Below are 16,110 nucleotides of genomic sequence, written 5' to 3'. Positions count from 1 at the left end.
GGGACGTCACGTCCGCGCCGGTGTGTGCCGTCAGGCCGCCGCCGGTTCGCCGCGCGCGGCGCGGCGCCGGGCCGCCAGCTCCGGGTCCAGGGAGGGCACCGCGGCCAGCAGCTGCCGGGTGTACTCCTCGCGCGGGCTGTCGTACACCTCGTCGGCCGGGCCGTACTCCACCACCCGGCCCCGGCGCATCACCGCGAGCCGGTCGCTGACCTGGCGGACGACGGCGAGGTCGTGCGCGATGAAGACCAGCGCGAGGCCGAGCTCCCGCTGCAACTCGCCGAGCAGCGCGACCACTTGGGCCTGGGTGGTGACGTCGAGCGCGGAGACGGGCTCGTCGCAGACGATGACGCGCGGCTCGGCCGCGAGCGCGCGGGCGATGCCGATGCGCTGGCGCTGACCGCCGCTGAACTCGTGCGGGTAGCGGTCGTGGTGCGCCGCTTCCAGCCCCACGCGCTCCAGCAGCTCCGTCACCCGCCCCCGGATCCGCTCCTCGTCCTTCTCGCCCCGGGCGCGCAGCGGGTCGGCGATGGACTCGCCCACGCTGCGGCGGGGGTTGAGGGAGGAGACCGGGTCCTGGAAGACCATCTGGACGGCCGGGTTCACCCCGGTGTGCGCGGCGCCCGCGTACCGGATCGTGCCCGCGGTCGGTGCCAGCAGCCCGACCAGCATCCGGCCGAGGGTGGTCTTGCCGCTGCCGCTCTCGCCGACGACGCCGAGGGTCTCGCCGCGCCGCACGGTGAGCGAGACGTCGTCCACGGCGGCGAACGCCCGCCTGCCGCGCCCGAACTCGCGCCGCAGCCCGGTGGCCTCCAGCACCACCTCGTCGGTGGCGGGCGAGCCGGTGCGGCGCGCGTCCACGCGCGGTACGGCGTCGAGGAGTTCGCGGGTGTACGCCTCACGGGGGGCCGCCAGGACCGTGCCGACCGGACCGTGCTCGACGGCCCTGCCGTACCGCATGACCAGCACCTCGTCGACGCTCTCCGCGGCCACGCCCACGTCGTGGGTGACCAGCAGCAGGCCCATGCCGGTCTCCGCGCGCAGGGTGTGCAGCAGATCGAGGATCTGGGCCTGCACGGTGACGTCGAGCGCGGTGGTCGGCTCGTCGGCGATCAGCAGCTCGGGGGCGCAGGCGAGCGCCATCGCGATCAGGGCGCGCTGGCGCATGCCGCCGCTGAACTCGTGCGGGCGGGAGCGGGCCCGCCGGGCGGCGTCCGGGATCCCGACCCGGTCCAGCACCTCCACGGCCCGCGCGCGGGCGGCACGGCGCGAGGCCCGCGCGTGCACCCGGTACACCTCGGCGATCTGGTCGCCGATGGCGTAGTAGGGGTCGAGGGAGGACAGCGGGTCCTGGAAGACCATGGCGGCCTTGGCGCCGCGCAACCGCCGCAGCTCCCGCTCGGTGGCCGCGTGGACGTCGGTGCCGGCGACCCGTACGGTGCCGCCGACCCGGGCGCCGGTGCCGTGGTGCAGGCCCAGCAGGGCGCCCGCGACGGTGGACTTGCCGGAGCCGGACTCGCCGACCAGGGCGAGCGCGCCGCCCTCCGCGAGGCGGAAGGAGAGTTTGTCCACGGCCCGCAGGGAGCCGAACTCGACCGTCAGGTCCGTGACTTCCACCAGGCTCATGCGAGCACCACCCGTCGGTCGGCCACCGCGTACAGCACGTCCGCGACGGCGTTGGCGAGCACCACGAAGAACGAGATGACCAGGACCATGCCGACGACCACCGGCAGGTCCACCACCTCCACGGCGTGGACGAGTTCCTGGCCGATGCCGGGCAGTCCGAACAGGGCCTCGGTGAGGACGGCGCCGCCGATGGCGGAGCCGACGTTGTTGGCGTTGAGCGCGATGACCGGGGCGAACGCGCCGCGCAGCGCGTGCCGTGCGACGATGGCCCGCTCCCCCACGCCGTACGCCCGGAAGGTGCGCACATGGTCCTCGGCGAGGGTCTCCAGCATGGCGCTGCGGGTCAGCCGGGCGAAGGTCGCCGCCTCGACCAGGGCCAGCGACAGCCAGGGCAGCAGCAGGTTCCAGGCCCACTGTTCCGGGTCGTCGGTGAAGTTCACGTACTGCGGGAAGGGCAGCAGCTGGAGTTGGCCGCAGACGACGATCATCAGCACCAGGCCGATGACGAACACCGGGGTGGCCATGCCCGCGAGGGTGATCGCGGTCAGCGTCCGCTCGGAGACCCGGCCCCGGCGCCAGACGGACAGCACCCCGGTGCCGACGCCGAGCAGGAGCCAGAGCACCATGGCGCCGACGACCAGGGAGAGGCTGACGGGCAGCTTGCCCAGGATGATGTCCAGGACCTGCTGACCGGTCTGGTACGACTCCCCGAGGCAGGGCGCCGCGCAGTGCTCCACGGAGGTGCCGGTGGAGAAGTCCTGGCCGACGAACAGGCCCTGGAGGAAGTGCCAGTAGCGCGCGGCGAGCGGGTCGTCCAGCCGCAGCCGCTCGGCGACCTGGTGCACCTGTTCCGGCGAGCAGCGCGGGCCGCAGGTGATCTGGGCGACGTTGCCGGGGGTGGCGTAGAAGACGACGTAGACGATCACCGAGACGGCGAGCAGGGTGATCACCGTGGCCACGGCCCGGCGCAGCAGGAATCCGCCGAAGCCGCTCATGCGGTCGCCTCCTTCTTCTCGTCCGCGGCGTCCGCGCGGGCGGGGTCCGCCTGCTTCCCGCGGCCGGTGCCGACGCGCAGCCGGGAGGCGGCGCGCGGGTCGAGGGCGGTGCGCACGCCGTCGCCGAGCACGGTGAGGGCGAAGACGGTGACGAACAGGGCGCCGGCCGGCAGCAGCAGGTACTGGGGCGCGGCCTGGTACCAGACGTCGGCGGCGGTGAGCATCTGTCCCCAGGAGGGCGTGGGCGGCTTCACGCCGACGCCGAGGAAGGACAGCGCGGACTCGACCGAGATGTTCATGGGCACCAGGAGCGCCGCGTAGGTGATGACGGGCGCGGCGAGCCCGGGCAGCAGTTCGCGGCGGGCGATGTGCCGGGTCTTCCAGCCGCTGAGCCGGGCCGCCGAGACGTAGTCGAGCCCCTTGGCGGACAGGGTCTGGGCGCGCACGATCTTCGCGACGCCGCCCCAGGCGACCAGGCCGATCACGAGGGTGACCAGGACGGGCCGCGGAAAGCTCGGCGGCACGATCGCCAGCAGTGCCAACGACATGATCATCAATGGCATGGCGACGATGATGTCGGTGATCCGGCTCAACACTTGATCAACCCATTGATTGCCGAGCGCGGCGCTCACGCCGACGACGACCCCGACGGCGACCTGGATGAGCGTGGCGGCCAGGGCCACCCCGAGCGAGATCCGGGCGCCGTAGACCAGGCGCGCGAACAGGTCGCGGCCGGTCTGGGGTTCGACGCCCAGCCAGTGGTCGGCGCCGATGCCGCCGAAGGAGCCGACGGGCACGCCGCCGCGCGCGGAGTCGATCAGCGACGGGTGGTAGGTGGTGGGGTCCTGGCCCTCGACCGCGGTGAGCAGCGGCGCGGCGAGCGCGATCAGGACGAGCAGCGCGACGACCGCCGCGGCGACCAGGGCGGCGCGCTGCGCTCGCAGCCGCCGCCAGAACAGACGGGCCCCCGAGGCCGCCGGGACGGTGCTGTCCGTCCCGGCGGCCTCGACGGCGACAAGTGCCTCGCTCACGGCGTCACTTCACCGCGACCTGGGAGATGTCCAGCACGCCGGTCCAGTCGCCGATGACGATGTTCCGGACGTCCTTGCCGTACAGGCGCTTGTAGACCGGGTGGAACAGCGGCACCACGAGGGCCCGCTCGCCGATCTTCTTGTCCAGCGCGCCCCAGCGCTTGGCGGCCGCGTCCAGGTCGGTCAACTTGTTGATCGCGTCAATCTCGTCATTGACCGACTTGTCGTCGAGCCGGCTCGTGTTGAAGTTGGCGCCGTCCTTGACGATCTGCCGGCCGTCGAAGATCGGGGCGAGGAACGGACCGCCGGAGGGCCAGTCGGCGCCCCAGCCGGCGAGGAAGAAGCCGGGCTCGGTCTTCACGTTGTGCACGGTGTCCCGGTAGTCGTTGTTCTCCAGACCCTGGAGCTTCACCGTGATCCCGGCCTTCTTGAGCGCGTCCTGGAGGGCGGTGGCGATCTCCGGGCTGGTCGCGAAGTCCTTGGCGTTGGAGTGCGTCAGCGTGACGGTGAGCCCGTTCTTGTAACCGGCCTGCGCCAGCAGCTGCCTGGCCTTCGCCGGGTTGCCGGAGGGGCCGGCCGGGAACGGGTCGTACGGCGTGTAGCCGAAGGACTTCTGGTTCGGCAGGAAGGTGGTGGCGGGCTCGGCGAGCGCGCTGCCGCCGGCCGCGTTGACGACCGAGGAGCGGTCGACGGCGTAGGCGATGGCCTCGCGCACCTTGGGGTTGTCGAACGGCTTCACGGCCGGGTTGAACGCGATGTAGTTGGTGTAGCCGAAGTGCCCGGTGCCCACCCGCGCGGCGAGGTCCTTGTCACCGGTGACCTTGGCGAGTTCGGCCGGGCCGAGGTTGGTGTCCGTGGTGACGGCGGCGGCGTCCGCGCCCTGGGACGCGGACAGCCGCTGGTTGATCACCGAGGAGTCGAGCCCGGAGCGGACGTCGATGGTGTCCGGGTAGGCCTTGCGCTGGTCGTCGGTGGCCGCGGACCAGTGGGGGTTGCGCTTGAGCAGCACGTGCTCGCCGTCGTTCTCGTTCTCGACGACCTCGTAGGGGCCGGACGAGACCGGGTGCTCCTCGTACTTGGTGCCCGTGTCCTTGCTCCTGGGCACCGGCGCGAACTGCGTCTGGGTGGCCAGGAACGGGAACTCGCCCTCGGGCTTGTTCAGATGGAAGACGATGGTCCGGTCGTCGGGCGTCTCGATCGCCGACAGGCCCTTCTTGTCCTTGTACGGCCCCTGGTAGTCGGCCGCGCCGGCCAACCAGTCCCGCAGGTAGGGGGCGCCGCCGGAGAGTTCCGGGGCGAAGGAGCGCTCGATGCCGTACTTGATGTCGGCCGAGGTGATCGGGGTGCCGTCCTCGTACGTGAGGCCCTTCTTCAGGGTGTACGTCCACACGGTCGCGTCCTTGCTGGGCCGCCCGGTGTCGGTGGCCAGGTCCGGCACGACCTTGGCGCCGTCCGCGCCGTTCGCGCGGTTGCGGGTGGTGAGGGTGCGGAAGACCAGCGAGGGGACGTTCCCGCCGCCGGAGGTGTACAGGCGCGCGGGGTCGAAGTCGGTCTGCGGCTCGGAGTTCAGGACCGTGAGCGTGCCGCCCTTGTGGGGCGTGGAGTCGCCACCGGAACCCTTGGCATCGTTGTCCTTCGGGCCGCAGGCGGCGGCGCCCGCTGCCACGACCAGGCTGACGGATGCCGCTGCCACGCGGCGCGCTATGACGGACGGTTGACGCATCGGAATGACGACCTCTCGGGGCTGGTTCGAGGATTTCTCGAATGGTGAGACGTTTGGACGAGGGTTGAGACGTCCATGGACAGACGTCGCCTCGGGCGCCGGGTCGTCGGAGAGTCCGCGACCGGGGTCACGGAGGGGAAAGCGGAAAGGTCGCGACGCGAACGCCAGGGGGCGGCGTCAGCGACAGTCGATGTCGGCCACGCAGAGTGCGGTCACGCCGATCAGCGCCAGCTCGATGGCGGCGCTGTCGGAGACGGCGTGATGGGACGACATGCGCAGAAATATGAACGAACTCGCAGCTCATGTCAATGTGACATAAGCGGGTGAGGTCAACTCCTGGGATACGGCCAGGGGTTGGGCAGGCAGTGGATTCCGTCGTGGTCGAGGAACTTGGTCTGCTGCTGCATGACCGGCGCGAGTTCGCCGTTCTTCTCGCAGGTGACGTGGTTGTGGCCGAGCCGGTGGCCGACCTCGTGGTTGATCAGCATTTGGCGGTACATGTAGATCTTGTCGCCATATGTCTTGCTTCCCTGGGCCCATCGGTACGCGTTGATCATCACGCGCTGGGTGGCGGCCGAGTCGCAGGAGACGTTGTCCTCGGTGGTGTCCAGGCCGGACTTGGCGCACCAGGTGGCCGTGGTGCCGGGGCTGGCCAGGGTGATCACGAAGTCGGGCTTGCCGGAGGAGATCCGCTCGAAGGTGCGGGCGCCGCCGTGCGCCCAGCTCCGGTCGTCGTTCAGCGTCTTCTGCACGGCCTGCGCGAACAGCGCGCCGTCCAGGCCCATCCCCTGCTCGATGTCGACCCGGTAGCGGTACTTCTGGCCGGTGCCGGGCGCCTTGTCGAAGCCGGGGACCGTGTCGAACTTCCCGGAGCCCTTCAGGGTGGCGCTCAGCGGGTACGTCCGGTCCATCTTCTGCTGGTACGTCAGCGGCGCGGCGCTCGCCGGCGCGGAGGGGCGGCCGCTCGCGTCGCCCTGGTCGGGCGCGGACCGGCCCAGCGTGGCGGCGTCGTCCCGTCCCTCGGTGACCTGTCCGGCGACGACCACCGCGAGCACGGTGGTGACGGCGGCCGCGGCGATGCCGGTGAAGGCCCGCCCCTTGCCGCCGCGCTGGGCGGGTACCGCCTTCTCCTTGTCCGTGCCCAAGGCGGCGGCCTCGGCCCGCTCGGCCGACTCCTCCTTCGTGTGCGTGCCCCGGGGCCCGCCGCGGCCCCGGTCGCCGTCGCCGTCGAAGGCGTCCAGGTAGTCCTGCCGGGGACCGCGCCCGGCCGGCCCGCCCGGGCCCGCCTGCCGCTGCCTGGGCAGCACCACACCGGGCGCGCCGGTACCGGCCCGGCCCGCGAAGTCGCCCCAGCCGCCGCCGGGTTCACGCTGCTCGGGGTGGCCGCCACGCGCCGCCGCGGCACCGGGCACGCCGGGCACGCCGTGGGCCGGGGTGCCCTCGGGAAGACGCGGCACCCCGTGGGCCGGGGTCCCCTCCGGCGGGCGCGGCACCGCACGCGCCGGAGACCCGTCCGGGCGCGGCACACCACGGCCCGGAGCCCCGTCCGGCAGGCGCGGCACCCCGTGGGCGGGCGTCGCGTCGGGGCGTCTTCCGGCGCCCGCCGGGCCCGGCGCTCCCCGCACACCGGCCCGCGCACCGGCATCCGCCCCCGGCGCTCCGCGCTCCGTGTCCCGCTCGCTCCCGGCCGCTATGTCCGGACCGTTGTCCTTGGCCGCCGGCCGGGCAGGCCCTCGGCGGCTGTGGCGTCCCACGGTGTGCTTCAGCTCCCCGCTTCCGTACCGTCGGCGGCCCCGCGGCCGCCCGTGTCCGTGCTGTCGTCCCCGTCGTCGTCAACGACGGTCCCCCGCCCGGCGTTTCCCTCGGCGTCCCCCTGCTGTGCCAGCAGTTCCCGGAACGCCCGCGCCACCACGTCCGGGTATTCCATCATCGCCACGTGCCCGGCGTCCGGCAGGGTCAGCAGCCGTGAGTCGCGGAAGGCGCGGGCGGCCTTGGCGGACATGCGGTAGCCGACGAGCTGGTCCCGGCCGCCGTAGACGAGCAGCGTCGGGGCGAGCACGCGCTCGGCCTGCCGCCACAGCCCGTGCTGCCCGCCGAGCGTGTAGGCGTTGACGATGCCGCGCGCCGAGCGGGCCATCGCGTCCCAGAAGTACGGCAGCCGCAGCCGCCGCTCCAGCTCCTCGACGGCGTACCGGAAGGCCTCCGGCGTCACCCGGCCCGGATCGCCGTAGCAGAGGCCCATGACCCCGCGCACTCGCTGCTCGGCCGTCCACTCCTTGGTGAACCGGGTGAACAGGGCCGCGATGCCGGGCACGCCGAGCAGTCCGGTGGGCACCGCGGTGCGCTGGATGCGCAGCTCCGGCAGGGCGGGCGAGATCAGGGTGAGGGTGCGCACCAGGTCGGGCCGTACGGCGGCCACGCGGGTGGCGACGGCGCCGCCGAGCGAGTTGCCGAAGAGATGGACGGGGCCCTGCCCGGCCGCGTCCAGGTAGCGGATCACCGCGCGCGCGTGTCCGGTGACCGAGTAGTCGCCGTCGTCCGGGGGCGGCGAGTCGCCGAAGCCGGGCAGGTCGACGGCCTCGCTGTGCACGACGTCGTCCAGGTGGGCCATCAGCTCCGACCAGTTCTGCGAGGAACCGCCGAGTCCGTGCACATAGAGGGCGCGCGGCAGTCCCTCGCGCGCGGGCGGCCGGCAGCGCACCGACAGGGTGACCCCGGGCAGACCGACCGAGCGCAGTCGCTCCCCCTCGCCGACCCGGACGGGCGCCACCCTGGGGAGGACGCTGGCGGCCGGCACGGAAGGCGACTCGGTCGAAGACATGCGGCAATGTTACGAGATGATCACACCGGGGTTCATGTGTTCGCCGTCACAGAGTCCGCCCCCGCGCCGGGGACACCCGGTGAGCGAACGGGCGCGTACGGCATGGCATCCGGAACGGCCGCATCCTAGGCTCGTACACAGGGCACCCGCAGGTGGCCGGCCCCTGCCGGCTTCAGGGATGTCCGTAGGAAGGGAGCCCAACCATGGCCCACGACCCCACCGAGCCCGACACGATCGAGGAGCTGGACGACGAGACGGCCCCCGAGCTGGGTGTCGAGGACCCGGAAGTGGACGCCGTCGAGCAGCAGGCCGACATCCGGCCGGAGCGCGACGAGCCGGTGACCGAGGTGGACAAGGACCGGGCGAACGAGGCCGATCTGCTCGAACAGGCACGCGTGGTCTCGCTGGACGAGGACGACTACCGCTGATCCCGGAGGTCGCCCGCGGCTTTCGCCGCCGTCCGGTACGTGAAATTCTGCGTTCGCACCGCGCACTGAACGGTTACCGAAAAGTACGATGGCCGCGCGGTCGACACCGCATGTGGACGACTTTGGGAGGCGGCGTGACAGCCATCGAGCAAACTGAGGCAGCACGCCCGCGCGGCACCCGGCTGCCGCGCCGAGCCCGACGGAACCAGTTGCTGGGCGCGGCCCAGGAGGTCTTCGTCGCACAGGGCTACCACGCGGCGGCGATGGACGACATCGCCGAGCGGGCCGGCGTCAGCAAGCCGGTGCTCTACCAGCACTTCCCCGGCAAGCTCGACCTGTACCTCGCCCTGCTGGACCAGCACTGCGAGGCGCTGATCCAGTCCGTGCGCGGTGCGCTGGCGTCGACGACCGACAACAAGCAGCGCGTGCGGGCGACCATGGACGCCTACTTCGCCTATGTGGAGGACGACGGCGGCGCCTTCCGGCTGGTCTTCGAGTCGGACCTGACCAACGAGCCGGCGGTGCGCGAGCGCGTCGACAAGGTGACCAACGAGTGCGCCGAGGCGATCTGCGACGTCATCGCGGAGGACACCGGGCTCTCGCGCGCGGAGTCCATGCTGCTCGCCTCCGGCCTCGGCGGGCTCGCCCAGGTGGTGGCGCGTTCCTGGCTGCACAGCGACCGCAGTGTGCCGCGCGACCACGCGGTGCAGCTGCTCGCCTCGCTCGCATGGCGGGGCATCGCCGGTTTCCCGCTGCACGGCAACGAGCACCACTGAGACCATTCCCGCACGCTGTTCGCTGATGGCGTTCCGGCCAAAAGCGTGTACGTCCCCTCACCGGGCTAATGTGTGCAGGTACGGCGCGGAAGATCGCGCACATCACTGACCGTCGGAGGGACATAGCCGTGGAGGTCAAGATCGGCGTGCAGCACGCGCCCCGCGAGATCGTTCTGGAGAGCGGTCAGAGCGTCGAGGAGGTCGAGCGCCTGGTGTCGGAGGCGCTGGCCGGGAAGACGCAGCTGCTGACCCTTGAGGACGAGAAGGGCCGCAAGGTCATGGTGCCGACGGACCGGCTGGCGTACGTGGAGCTCGGCGCGCCGACCGTGCGCAAGGTGGGCTTCGGCGCGCTGTAGGGCGAGGCTGTGCGAGGGCCCGGCGGCCGCATGCCGCCGGGCCCTCGCACGTCCCGCGTCGCACACAGGAGCGACACAACTCCTCCATAGCGGAGGATTGCGCTCCGCAGGTCACGGGTAAGACGGGCTACGACCGATCAAGCAGACCGGCCGTGGGAGGGACCCCTCGTCATGATCCTGGAAACGCTCGGCGCCGCCGTGCTCGGTCTCCTGCTCGCCTGGGCCGCGGCGAGCCGTCTGGCCCACCGTCTTCCGGCCCGCCCCCTGATCTACTCGACCGCGGTCGCGGGCGCCCTTCTGGGCGACTTCGTCACGCGCAGCGCGCTCGACCCCGGCCCGTCCCTCGTCCCGCTCCTGGGCGCGTTCGCCATCTCGGCGGCGTCGCTGTCCCTGCTGCTGCGCCCCGCCCGGGTCCGCCGGTCGGCGCCGGCGTAGCGCAGCCCCTCCCGGGGCGCGCGACCCACGCGGCGGCCCGGCCCGGCGACCGCGGTCGCGCACTTCCCGGCGACCGGTCCCGCGGAGCGCGCCGCCGCTCAGGCCGCTAGGCCGAGTGCGGCCATCCGCTTGGTGTGCGCCTCCGTGATCCGGGTGAACATCCGGCCCACCTCCGCCAGGTCGAACCCGTCGGCCACCCCGCCCACGAGCATCGTGGACAGCGCGTCCCGGTCCGCCACGACCCGCTGGGACTGCGACAGCGCCTCCCCCATCAGCCGCCGCGCCCACAGCGCGAGGCGTCCGCCGACCCGCGGATCGGCGTCGATGGCGGCCCGCACCTTCTCCACCGCGAACTCGGCGTGCCCGGTGTCGTCCAGCACGGCGAGCACCAGCTCACGCGTGTCGGAGTCGAGGCGCGCGGCGACCTCCCGGTAGAAGTCGCTCGCGATGGAGTCGCCGACGTACGCCTTGACCAGGCCCTCCAGCCAGTCCGACGGCGCGGTCTGGCGGTGGAAGCCGTCGAGCGCGGCGACGAACGGGTCCATCGCCGCCGTCGGCTCCTCGCCGATCTCGGTCAGCCGGTCGCGCAGTCGCTCGAAGTGGTGGAACTCGGCCGAGGCCATCTTCGCCAGCTCCGCCTTGTCCGCGAGGGTCGGCGCCAGCTTGGCGTCCTCCGCGAGCCGCTCGAACGCCGCGAGCTCGCCGTAGGCGAGCGCGCCGAGCAGGTCCACGACGGCGGCGCGGTAGTGCGGCTCGGCGGCGGCCTGCGCCCAGTCCTGGGCGGCGACACCGGTCGGCGCGGGGGCGGCGGACGCGTTCTCAGCCTTGTCAGAGCTAGTCATGAGGCGCACAATAGCCCGCTCGGCGCCCCCCTCAAGCCCCTGGCCGGACACTGTGACCGCGACGACGTGACCGAATCGGCCATCGCATGTGCGCCGATCCGGGGTATGGTGGTATTGCGCATGCTGAGTGCGTCGGCGGTGTTCGACGTGCCTTGACAGGGCGCACGCATGAGGATGCCCGGTCGGTGGCCCGATCGGCTCCGACCCGACAGCCCTCCGTGGCCGTACGGCTCAACGTACGACGACCGGAGGGACACCCTCAGCGGTACGAGCGCTAGAGCGTCGGCAGAGGTCCCGTGTCATACGGCTTGCCTTGACTGGTTGGCCCGTACGGCAGCCGACGTCCCCGGCACGGTCAGCCACGACCCCCGCGCTCGCCTCGCACCGCGCCACACAGAAGAGGCAGCACCCTGACTACGACGTTTCGAGACCTTGGGATTCTCCCCGAGACCGCCGAGGCCCTGGAGGCCGTCGGCATCGTCAATCCCTTCCCCATCCAGGAGATGACGCTCCCCGTCGCCCTTTCCGGCACGGACGTCATCGGCCAGGCCAAGACCGGCACCGGCAAGACGCTGGGCTTCGGCCTCCCGCTCCTCGAGCGCGTGACCGTACCCGCCGACGTGGAGGCCGGACGCGCCGCCCCCGAAGCCCTCACCGACGCCCCGCAGGCGCTCGTCGTCGTGCCCACCCGCGAACTGTGCACGCAGGTCACCAACGACCTCCAGACGGCCGGCAAGGTCCGTAACGTGCGCGTGGTGGCCATCTACGGCGGCCGGGCCTACGAGCCCCAGGTCGAGGCCCTGAAGAAGGGCGTCGACGTGGTCGTCGGCACCCCCGGCCGGCTCCTCGACCTCGCGGGCCAGAAGAAGCTGGACCTCAAGCACGTCAAGTGCCTCGTCCTCGACGAGGCCGACGAGATGCTCGACCTGGGCTTCCTGCCCGACGTCGAGAAGATCATCGACATGCTGCCGGCCAAGCGCCAGACCATGCTGTTCTCGGCGACCATGCCGGGTGCGGTCATCGGCCTCGCGCGCCGCTACATGTCCCGGCCCACGCACATCCGCGCCACCGCGCCGGACGACGAGGGCGCGACGGTGGCGAACATCAAGCAGTTCGTCTACCGCGCGCACAACATGGACAAGCCGGAGATGGTCGCCCGCATCCTCCAGGCCGAGGGCCGCGGACTGGCGATGATCTTCTGCCGGACCAAGCGCACGGCGGCCGACATCGCCGAGCAGTTGCAGCGCCGCGGGTTCGCCTCCGGCGCGGTCCACGGCGACCTCGGCCAGGGCGCCCGCGAGCAGGCGCTGCGCGCCTTCCGCAACGGCAAGGTCGACGTGCTGGTCTGCACCGACGTGGCCGCGCGCGGCATCGACGTCGAAGGCGTCACCCACGTCATCAACTACCAGTCCCCCGAGGACGAGAAGACGTACCTGCACCGTGTCGGCCGCACCGGCCGCGCGGGCGCCAAGGGCACGGCGATCACGTTCGTCGACTGGGACGACATCCCGCGCTGGCAGCTGATCAACAAGGCGCTGGAGCTGGACTTCAACGACCCGGTGGAGACGTACTCGTCGTCCCCGCACCTGTTCTCCGACCTCGGCATCCCCGAGGGCACCAAGGGCACCCTGCCGCGCTCGGAGCGGACCCGTGCCGGTCTGGACGCGGAGGAGCTGGAGGACCTGGGCGAGACCGGCGGACGGGGCGCGCGCGGCCGTGGCCGCGGTGGCCGTCCCGACCGCTCCGGCGCCCCGGCCCCCGAGCGCGAGCGCGAGCGTCCGGCCCGTACCCCGCGCCGTCGCCGCCGCACCCGTGGCGGCGCCCCGGTGGACCCGTCCGCCGCGGCCCCGGCCGCCGAGTCCGCGCCGTCCGTGGACGAGTCGGCGTCCCCGCGCACCCCGCGCCGTCGCCGCCGTACCCGTGGCGGTGCCCAGGCCCCGGTCGCGGTGACGGCGGAGGCGACCACCGAGGCGCCGCAGGCGGCCCCCGTGGCCGCGCCCGTCGTGGAGTCCGCCGTGGCGGCCCCCGTCGTGGAGAAGCCGCGTCGCCGCCGCACCCGCAAGTCCGCGGAGCGCGCCGAGACGGCCGCGGTCGAGACGCCGGCCCAGGAGGCCGTGGCCGCCGAGACCGCCGTCGCCGAACCCGTCGTCGCCGAGGCCCCGGCCGTTCAGACGCAGCCGGAGCCGGAGGCCAAGCCGCGCCGCCGCACCCGCAAGGCGGCGGAGGCCGCGGTGGACACGGCCGAGGCCACGGAGGCCAAGCCGCGCCGCACCCGCAAGACCGCGGCGAGCGCCGAGGCCACCGACGCGGAGGCCGCGGAGGCGAAGCCGCGCCGCACCCGCAAGACGGCCGCCGCCAAGGCGGAGGCCGACGCCCCCGAGGCCGAGGCCGAGGTCAAGCCCCGCCGTACGCGCAAGACGGCTGCCGCCGCCGAGGCCGCGACGGAGACCGCCGAAGCCGCGGAGGCCAAGCCGCGCCGTACGCGGAAGACCGCCGCCGCCACCGAGGCCGCGACCGACGAGGCCGCCCCCGCGGCCAAGCCGCGCCGCACCACCCGTAAGACGGCGGAGGCCGCGGTGGACACGGCCGAGGCCACGGAGGCCAAGCCGCGCCGCACCCGCAAGACCGCCGCCGCCAAGCCGGAGACCGAGGCGGAGGCCCCCGAGGCCGAGGCCAAGCCGCGCCGCACCCGCAAGACGGCCGCCGTCAAGGCGGAGGCCGACGCCCCCGAGGCCGAGGCCGAGGTCAAGCCCCGCCGCACCCGCAAGACCGCGGCGAGCGCCGAGGCCACCGACGCGGAGGCCGCGGAGGCGAAGCCGCGCCGCACGCGCAAGACGGCCGCCGCGGCCGTGGACGCGGCCGACGGTGCCGAGCCGGCCGCTCCGAAGGCCCGGCGGACCCGTAAGGCCACGGCGGAGATCCCGGCGCAGGCCAGCGGCGAACCGGAGACCAAGCCGCGCCGTACGCGGAAGACCGCCGCCACCGAGGCGGCGACCGACGAGGCCGCCCCCGCGGCCAAGCCGCGCCGCACCCGCAAGGCGACGGCGGCCGTGGAGGCCCCGGAGGCCTGATCCGCGCGCGTCGGCGACAGTCGAAGACGGCCCGGTCCACCCAGGTGGGCCGGGCCGTCGCCGTTCCCGGACGGATCCCGCCGCACGGCGGGCCGTCCGGCACGCCCGATAGCCTCTCCCCATGAGCATGCCCAGCACCTTCGTCCCGCCCCCCGGCGCCCGGGCGTACCCGCTGCGTACCGCGCGCGGGCGGTTCGCCGTGGTGGACGCCCCTGTGGCGGCGGGAGTGGAAGCGAGGGGAGTCGTCCTGCTGGTGCCGGGGTTCACCGGCAGCAAGGAGGACTTCAACCCGCTGCACGTGCCGCTGGGCGAGCGCGGATACCGCACCGTGGCCGTGGACGGGCGCGGGCAGTTCGAGTCGGACGGCCCGGAGCACGACGAATCCGCCTACGCGCAGGCCGAGTTGGCGCGGGACGTGCTGGCGCAGGCCGAGGCGCTCGGCGGGCCGGTGCATCTGCTGGGACACTCGTTCGGCGGGCAGGTCTGCCGCGCCGCCGTGCTGCTGGACCACACCCCGTTCCGGTCGCTGACGCTGATGGCGTCCGGCCCGGCCCACATCTCCCCGGCCCAGCAGGAGCGGGTGAAGCTGCTGCGGGACGCGCTCGCCGTGATGACGATGGCCGAGGTGTGGGAGGCGATGCGGGCCATGGAGGCGCCCGAGGAGACGAGGACGCCCGCACCGGATGACACCCGGGCCGTGCGGGAGGACATGCGGCGCCGCTGGCTGGGCACGAAGCCCGCCCAACTCATCGCCGCCGGACGCCAGTTGTGCGCGGAGCCGGACCGGGTCGCGGAACTGGCCGCCCTGCCAGTGCCGTTCCACGTGCTGTCGGGCGTCCGGGACGACACCTGGCCGGTGCCGCTGCTGGACGACATGGCGGTGCGCCTGGGGGCGCGGCGCACGGTCGTCGACGGCACCGAGCACTCCCCCAACACCGAGAGCCCCCTCGAAACGGCGCGCGCGCTCGCCGACTTCTGGGACACGGCGGAGGCGTCCGACGTGAGCCGCTAGTACTGCGCCTGGAGGTGGTCCCAGAAGCCGTCCCGCAGGGCCCGGCGCAGATCCGCCTGGCCGCGCAGGGAGTACTGGAGCAGGCCCTCGGCCTCGACGAGCAGGTCCTGGTCGACGGAGCCGGGCAGGTACGGGTGGCCGGGCAGCAGTTCGACCAGGGCGTCACGGCCTCGGGAGGCCAGCCATTTGGCGGCGATCTGGGCGCCGACGAAGCGGACGTCCTCGCGGGTGGGCCGGGCCCCCGCGCCGGCCTCATAGGCGGCGGCCGTGCGTCTGGAGACGTAGGGCTTGAAGAACTCCAGGTCCAGGGTGCGCTGGCTGTCGACCTCCCACAGCAGCGGCTCGGCCTGGTTGCGGCCCTCGGGCGCCTCGATGCCCCACAGGTGGACGCGGGCGCCGTAGCCCTGGGCCGCCTCGACCGCGGAGACCAGGTCCTCGTCGCCGCCGAGCAGGGCCGCGTCGCTGATGGCGCGGTGCCGGGCGAGTGACTCCAGATCCGTGCGGATCAGCGAATCGACGCCCTTCTGCTGGTTGTTGGCGTTGAGGTTGCCGAGGCGGACCTTGACGTCGGGGAGTTCGGCGATGATCTGCTGCTCGGCGGTGTGGATGCGGCGCCGGGCGCCGTCGTACCAGTAGACGCGCAGCAGCCGGCTGTCCGCGAAGACGGTGCGGGCGCGGTCGATCAGCGCGTCGATCAGGCCCTCCGCGTCGACGTCGAAGGCCCGGCGGTCCTCGGTCCCGGCGACCAGCCGGCCCGCCGCCGCGTACAGATACCCCGCGTCCACGAAGATCGCGTGGGTCGAGGGCGTCTTCGCCACCTCGGCGAGCATGCGTTCGAGCAGCTCGTTCGTACGGTCGATACGGGCGGCAAGGGGCGCCAGGTCGTCGTTCATCACCTCCATTCTCCTCGTCGTCACACTGTGAACACAACCGGTCCCGATCTGTCCCGAACGATACTTATCAGTCAGTAATTAGATGCGCGAAAAATTTCCTTAGC

At 73.0% G+C, this 16,110-nt stretch carries 15 protein-coding genes; 6 read left to right on the top strand and 9 right to left on the bottom strand.

Annotated features, from left to right (window positions below; all coding sequences use genetic code 11):
- Positions 1-30: 30 nt before the first annotated feature.
- The 7 genes from ACSP97_RS23415 to ACSP97_RS23385 form a co-directional block, all read right to left on the bottom strand.
- Complete coding sequence (locus ACSP97_RS23415) at positions 31-1,623, bottom strand: dipeptide ABC transporter ATP-binding protein (protein WP_440554109.1); 1,593 nt, start codon at positions 1,621-1,623, stop codon at positions 31-33.
- Positions 1,620-2,618 (bottom strand): ABC transporter permease, encoded by a 999-nt coding sequence (locus ACSP97_RS23410; protein ID WP_355530127.1) that lies wholly within the window; start codon positions 2,616-2,618, stop codon positions 1,620-1,622. Before ACSP97_RS23410 ends, ACSP97_RS23415 begins: the two co-directional genes overlap by 4 nt.
- Positions 2,615-3,649, bottom strand: a complete 1,035-nt coding sequence (locus ACSP97_RS23405; protein ID WP_355530130.1) for an ABC transporter permease — start codon at positions 3,647-3,649, stop codon at positions 2,615-2,617. Before ACSP97_RS23405 ends, ACSP97_RS23410 begins: the two co-directional genes overlap by 4 nt.
- A 4-nt stretch (positions 3,650-3,653) precedes the next feature.
- On the bottom strand, positions 3,654-5,372 hold the full coding sequence (locus ACSP97_RS23400; protein WP_355150283.1) for an ABC transporter substrate-binding protein: 1,719 nt from the start codon (positions 5,370-5,372) through the stop codon (positions 3,654-3,656).
- Positions 5,373-5,549: 177 nt separating this feature from the next.
- Positions 5,550-5,645 carry an Ms4533A family Cys-rich leader peptide gene (locus ACSP97_RS23395; protein WP_355530133.1) on the bottom strand — a complete coding sequence of 32 codons (96 nt, stop codon included), beginning with the start codon at positions 5,643-5,645 and terminating at the stop codon, positions 5,550-5,552.
- A 56-nt stretch (positions 5,646-5,701) separates the two neighbouring features.
- The gene (locus ACSP97_RS23390; RefSeq protein ID WP_440554105.1) at positions 5,702-7,126 is read right to left on the bottom strand and encodes a DUF3152 domain-containing protein; all 1,425 of its coding nucleotides are present in this window, start codon (positions 7,124-7,126) and stop codon (positions 5,702-5,704) included.
- Between the two features lie 8 nt (positions 7,127-7,134).
- The gene (locus tag ACSP97_RS23385; RefSeq protein ID WP_355530135.1) at positions 7,135-8,193 is read right to left on the bottom strand and encodes an alpha/beta fold hydrolase; all 1,059 of its coding nucleotides are present in this window, start codon (positions 8,191-8,193) and stop codon (positions 7,135-7,137) included.
- Positions 8,194-8,396: 203 nt separating this feature from the next.
- Here ACSP97_RS23385 and ACSP97_RS23380 point away from each other — a divergent pair, with 203 nt between their 5' ends.
- The 4 genes from ACSP97_RS23380 to ACSP97_RS23365 all read left to right on the top strand — a co-directional run bounded on the left by ACSP97_RS23380 (position 8,397) and on the right by ACSP97_RS23365 (position 10,188).
- Complete coding sequence (locus tag ACSP97_RS23380) at positions 8,397-8,621, top strand: hypothetical protein (protein ID WP_355150275.1); 225 nt, start codon at positions 8,397-8,399, stop codon at positions 8,619-8,621.
- Positions 8,622-8,755: 134 nt separating this feature from the next.
- On the top strand, positions 8,756-9,397 hold the full coding sequence (locus ACSP97_RS23375; protein WP_355150273.1) for a TetR/AcrR family transcriptional regulator: 642 nt from the start codon (positions 8,756-8,758) through the stop codon (positions 9,395-9,397).
- Between the two features lie 128 nt (positions 9,398-9,525).
- The gene (locus ACSP97_RS23370; RefSeq protein ID WP_355150271.1) at positions 9,526-9,753 is read left to right on the top strand and encodes a DUF3107 domain-containing protein; all 228 of its coding nucleotides are present in this window, start codon (positions 9,526-9,528) and stop codon (positions 9,751-9,753) included.
- Positions 9,754-9,924: 171 nt separating this feature from the next.
- Positions 9,925-10,188, top strand: a complete 264-nt coding sequence (locus ACSP97_RS23365; protein WP_355150269.1) for a hypothetical protein — start codon at positions 9,925-9,927, stop codon at positions 10,186-10,188.
- 98 nt (positions 10,189-10,286) lie between these two features.
- Here the strand turns inward: ACSP97_RS23365 and ACSP97_RS23360 are convergent, their stop codons facing one another.
- Entirely contained in the window at positions 10,287-11,030 is a 744-nt protein-coding gene (locus ACSP97_RS23360; protein WP_355150267.1) for a ferritin-like fold-containing protein, read from the bottom strand.
- 503 nt (positions 11,031-11,533) lie between these two features.
- Here ACSP97_RS23360 and ACSP97_RS23355 point away from each other — a divergent pair.
- Both ACSP97_RS23355 and ACSP97_RS23350 read left to right on the top strand, forming a co-directional pair.
- Positions 11,534-14,101 (top strand): DEAD/DEAH box helicase, encoded by a 2,568-nt coding sequence (locus ACSP97_RS23355; protein WP_440554101.1) that lies wholly within the window; start codon positions 11,534-11,536, stop codon positions 14,099-14,101.
- A gap of 121 nt (positions 14,102-14,222) precedes the next feature.
- Positions 14,223-15,113, top strand: coding sequence for an alpha/beta fold hydrolase (locus ACSP97_RS23350; RefSeq protein ID WP_440554099.1), 891 nt, complete (start codon positions 14,223-14,225; stop codon positions 15,111-15,113).
- Here ACSP97_RS23350 and ACSP97_RS23345 read toward each other — a convergent pair.
- The gene (locus ACSP97_RS23345; RefSeq protein WP_107409176.1) at positions 15,110-16,015 is read right to left on the bottom strand and encodes an NYN domain-containing protein; all 906 of its coding nucleotides are present in this window, start codon (positions 16,013-16,015) and stop codon (positions 15,110-15,112) included. The two genes, ACSP97_RS23350 and ACSP97_RS23345, sit on opposite strands and share 4 nt — an antisense overlap.
- Positions 16,016-16,110 lie beyond the last annotated feature (95 nt).

Source organism: Streptomyces sp. SCPE 10 (assembly GCF_051980735.1).
Lineage (GTDB): Bacteria > Actinomycetota > Actinomycetes > Streptomycetales > Streptomycetaceae > Streptomyces > Streptomyces misionensis.
This window is presented reverse-complemented; position numbering and strand designations above follow the sequence as displayed.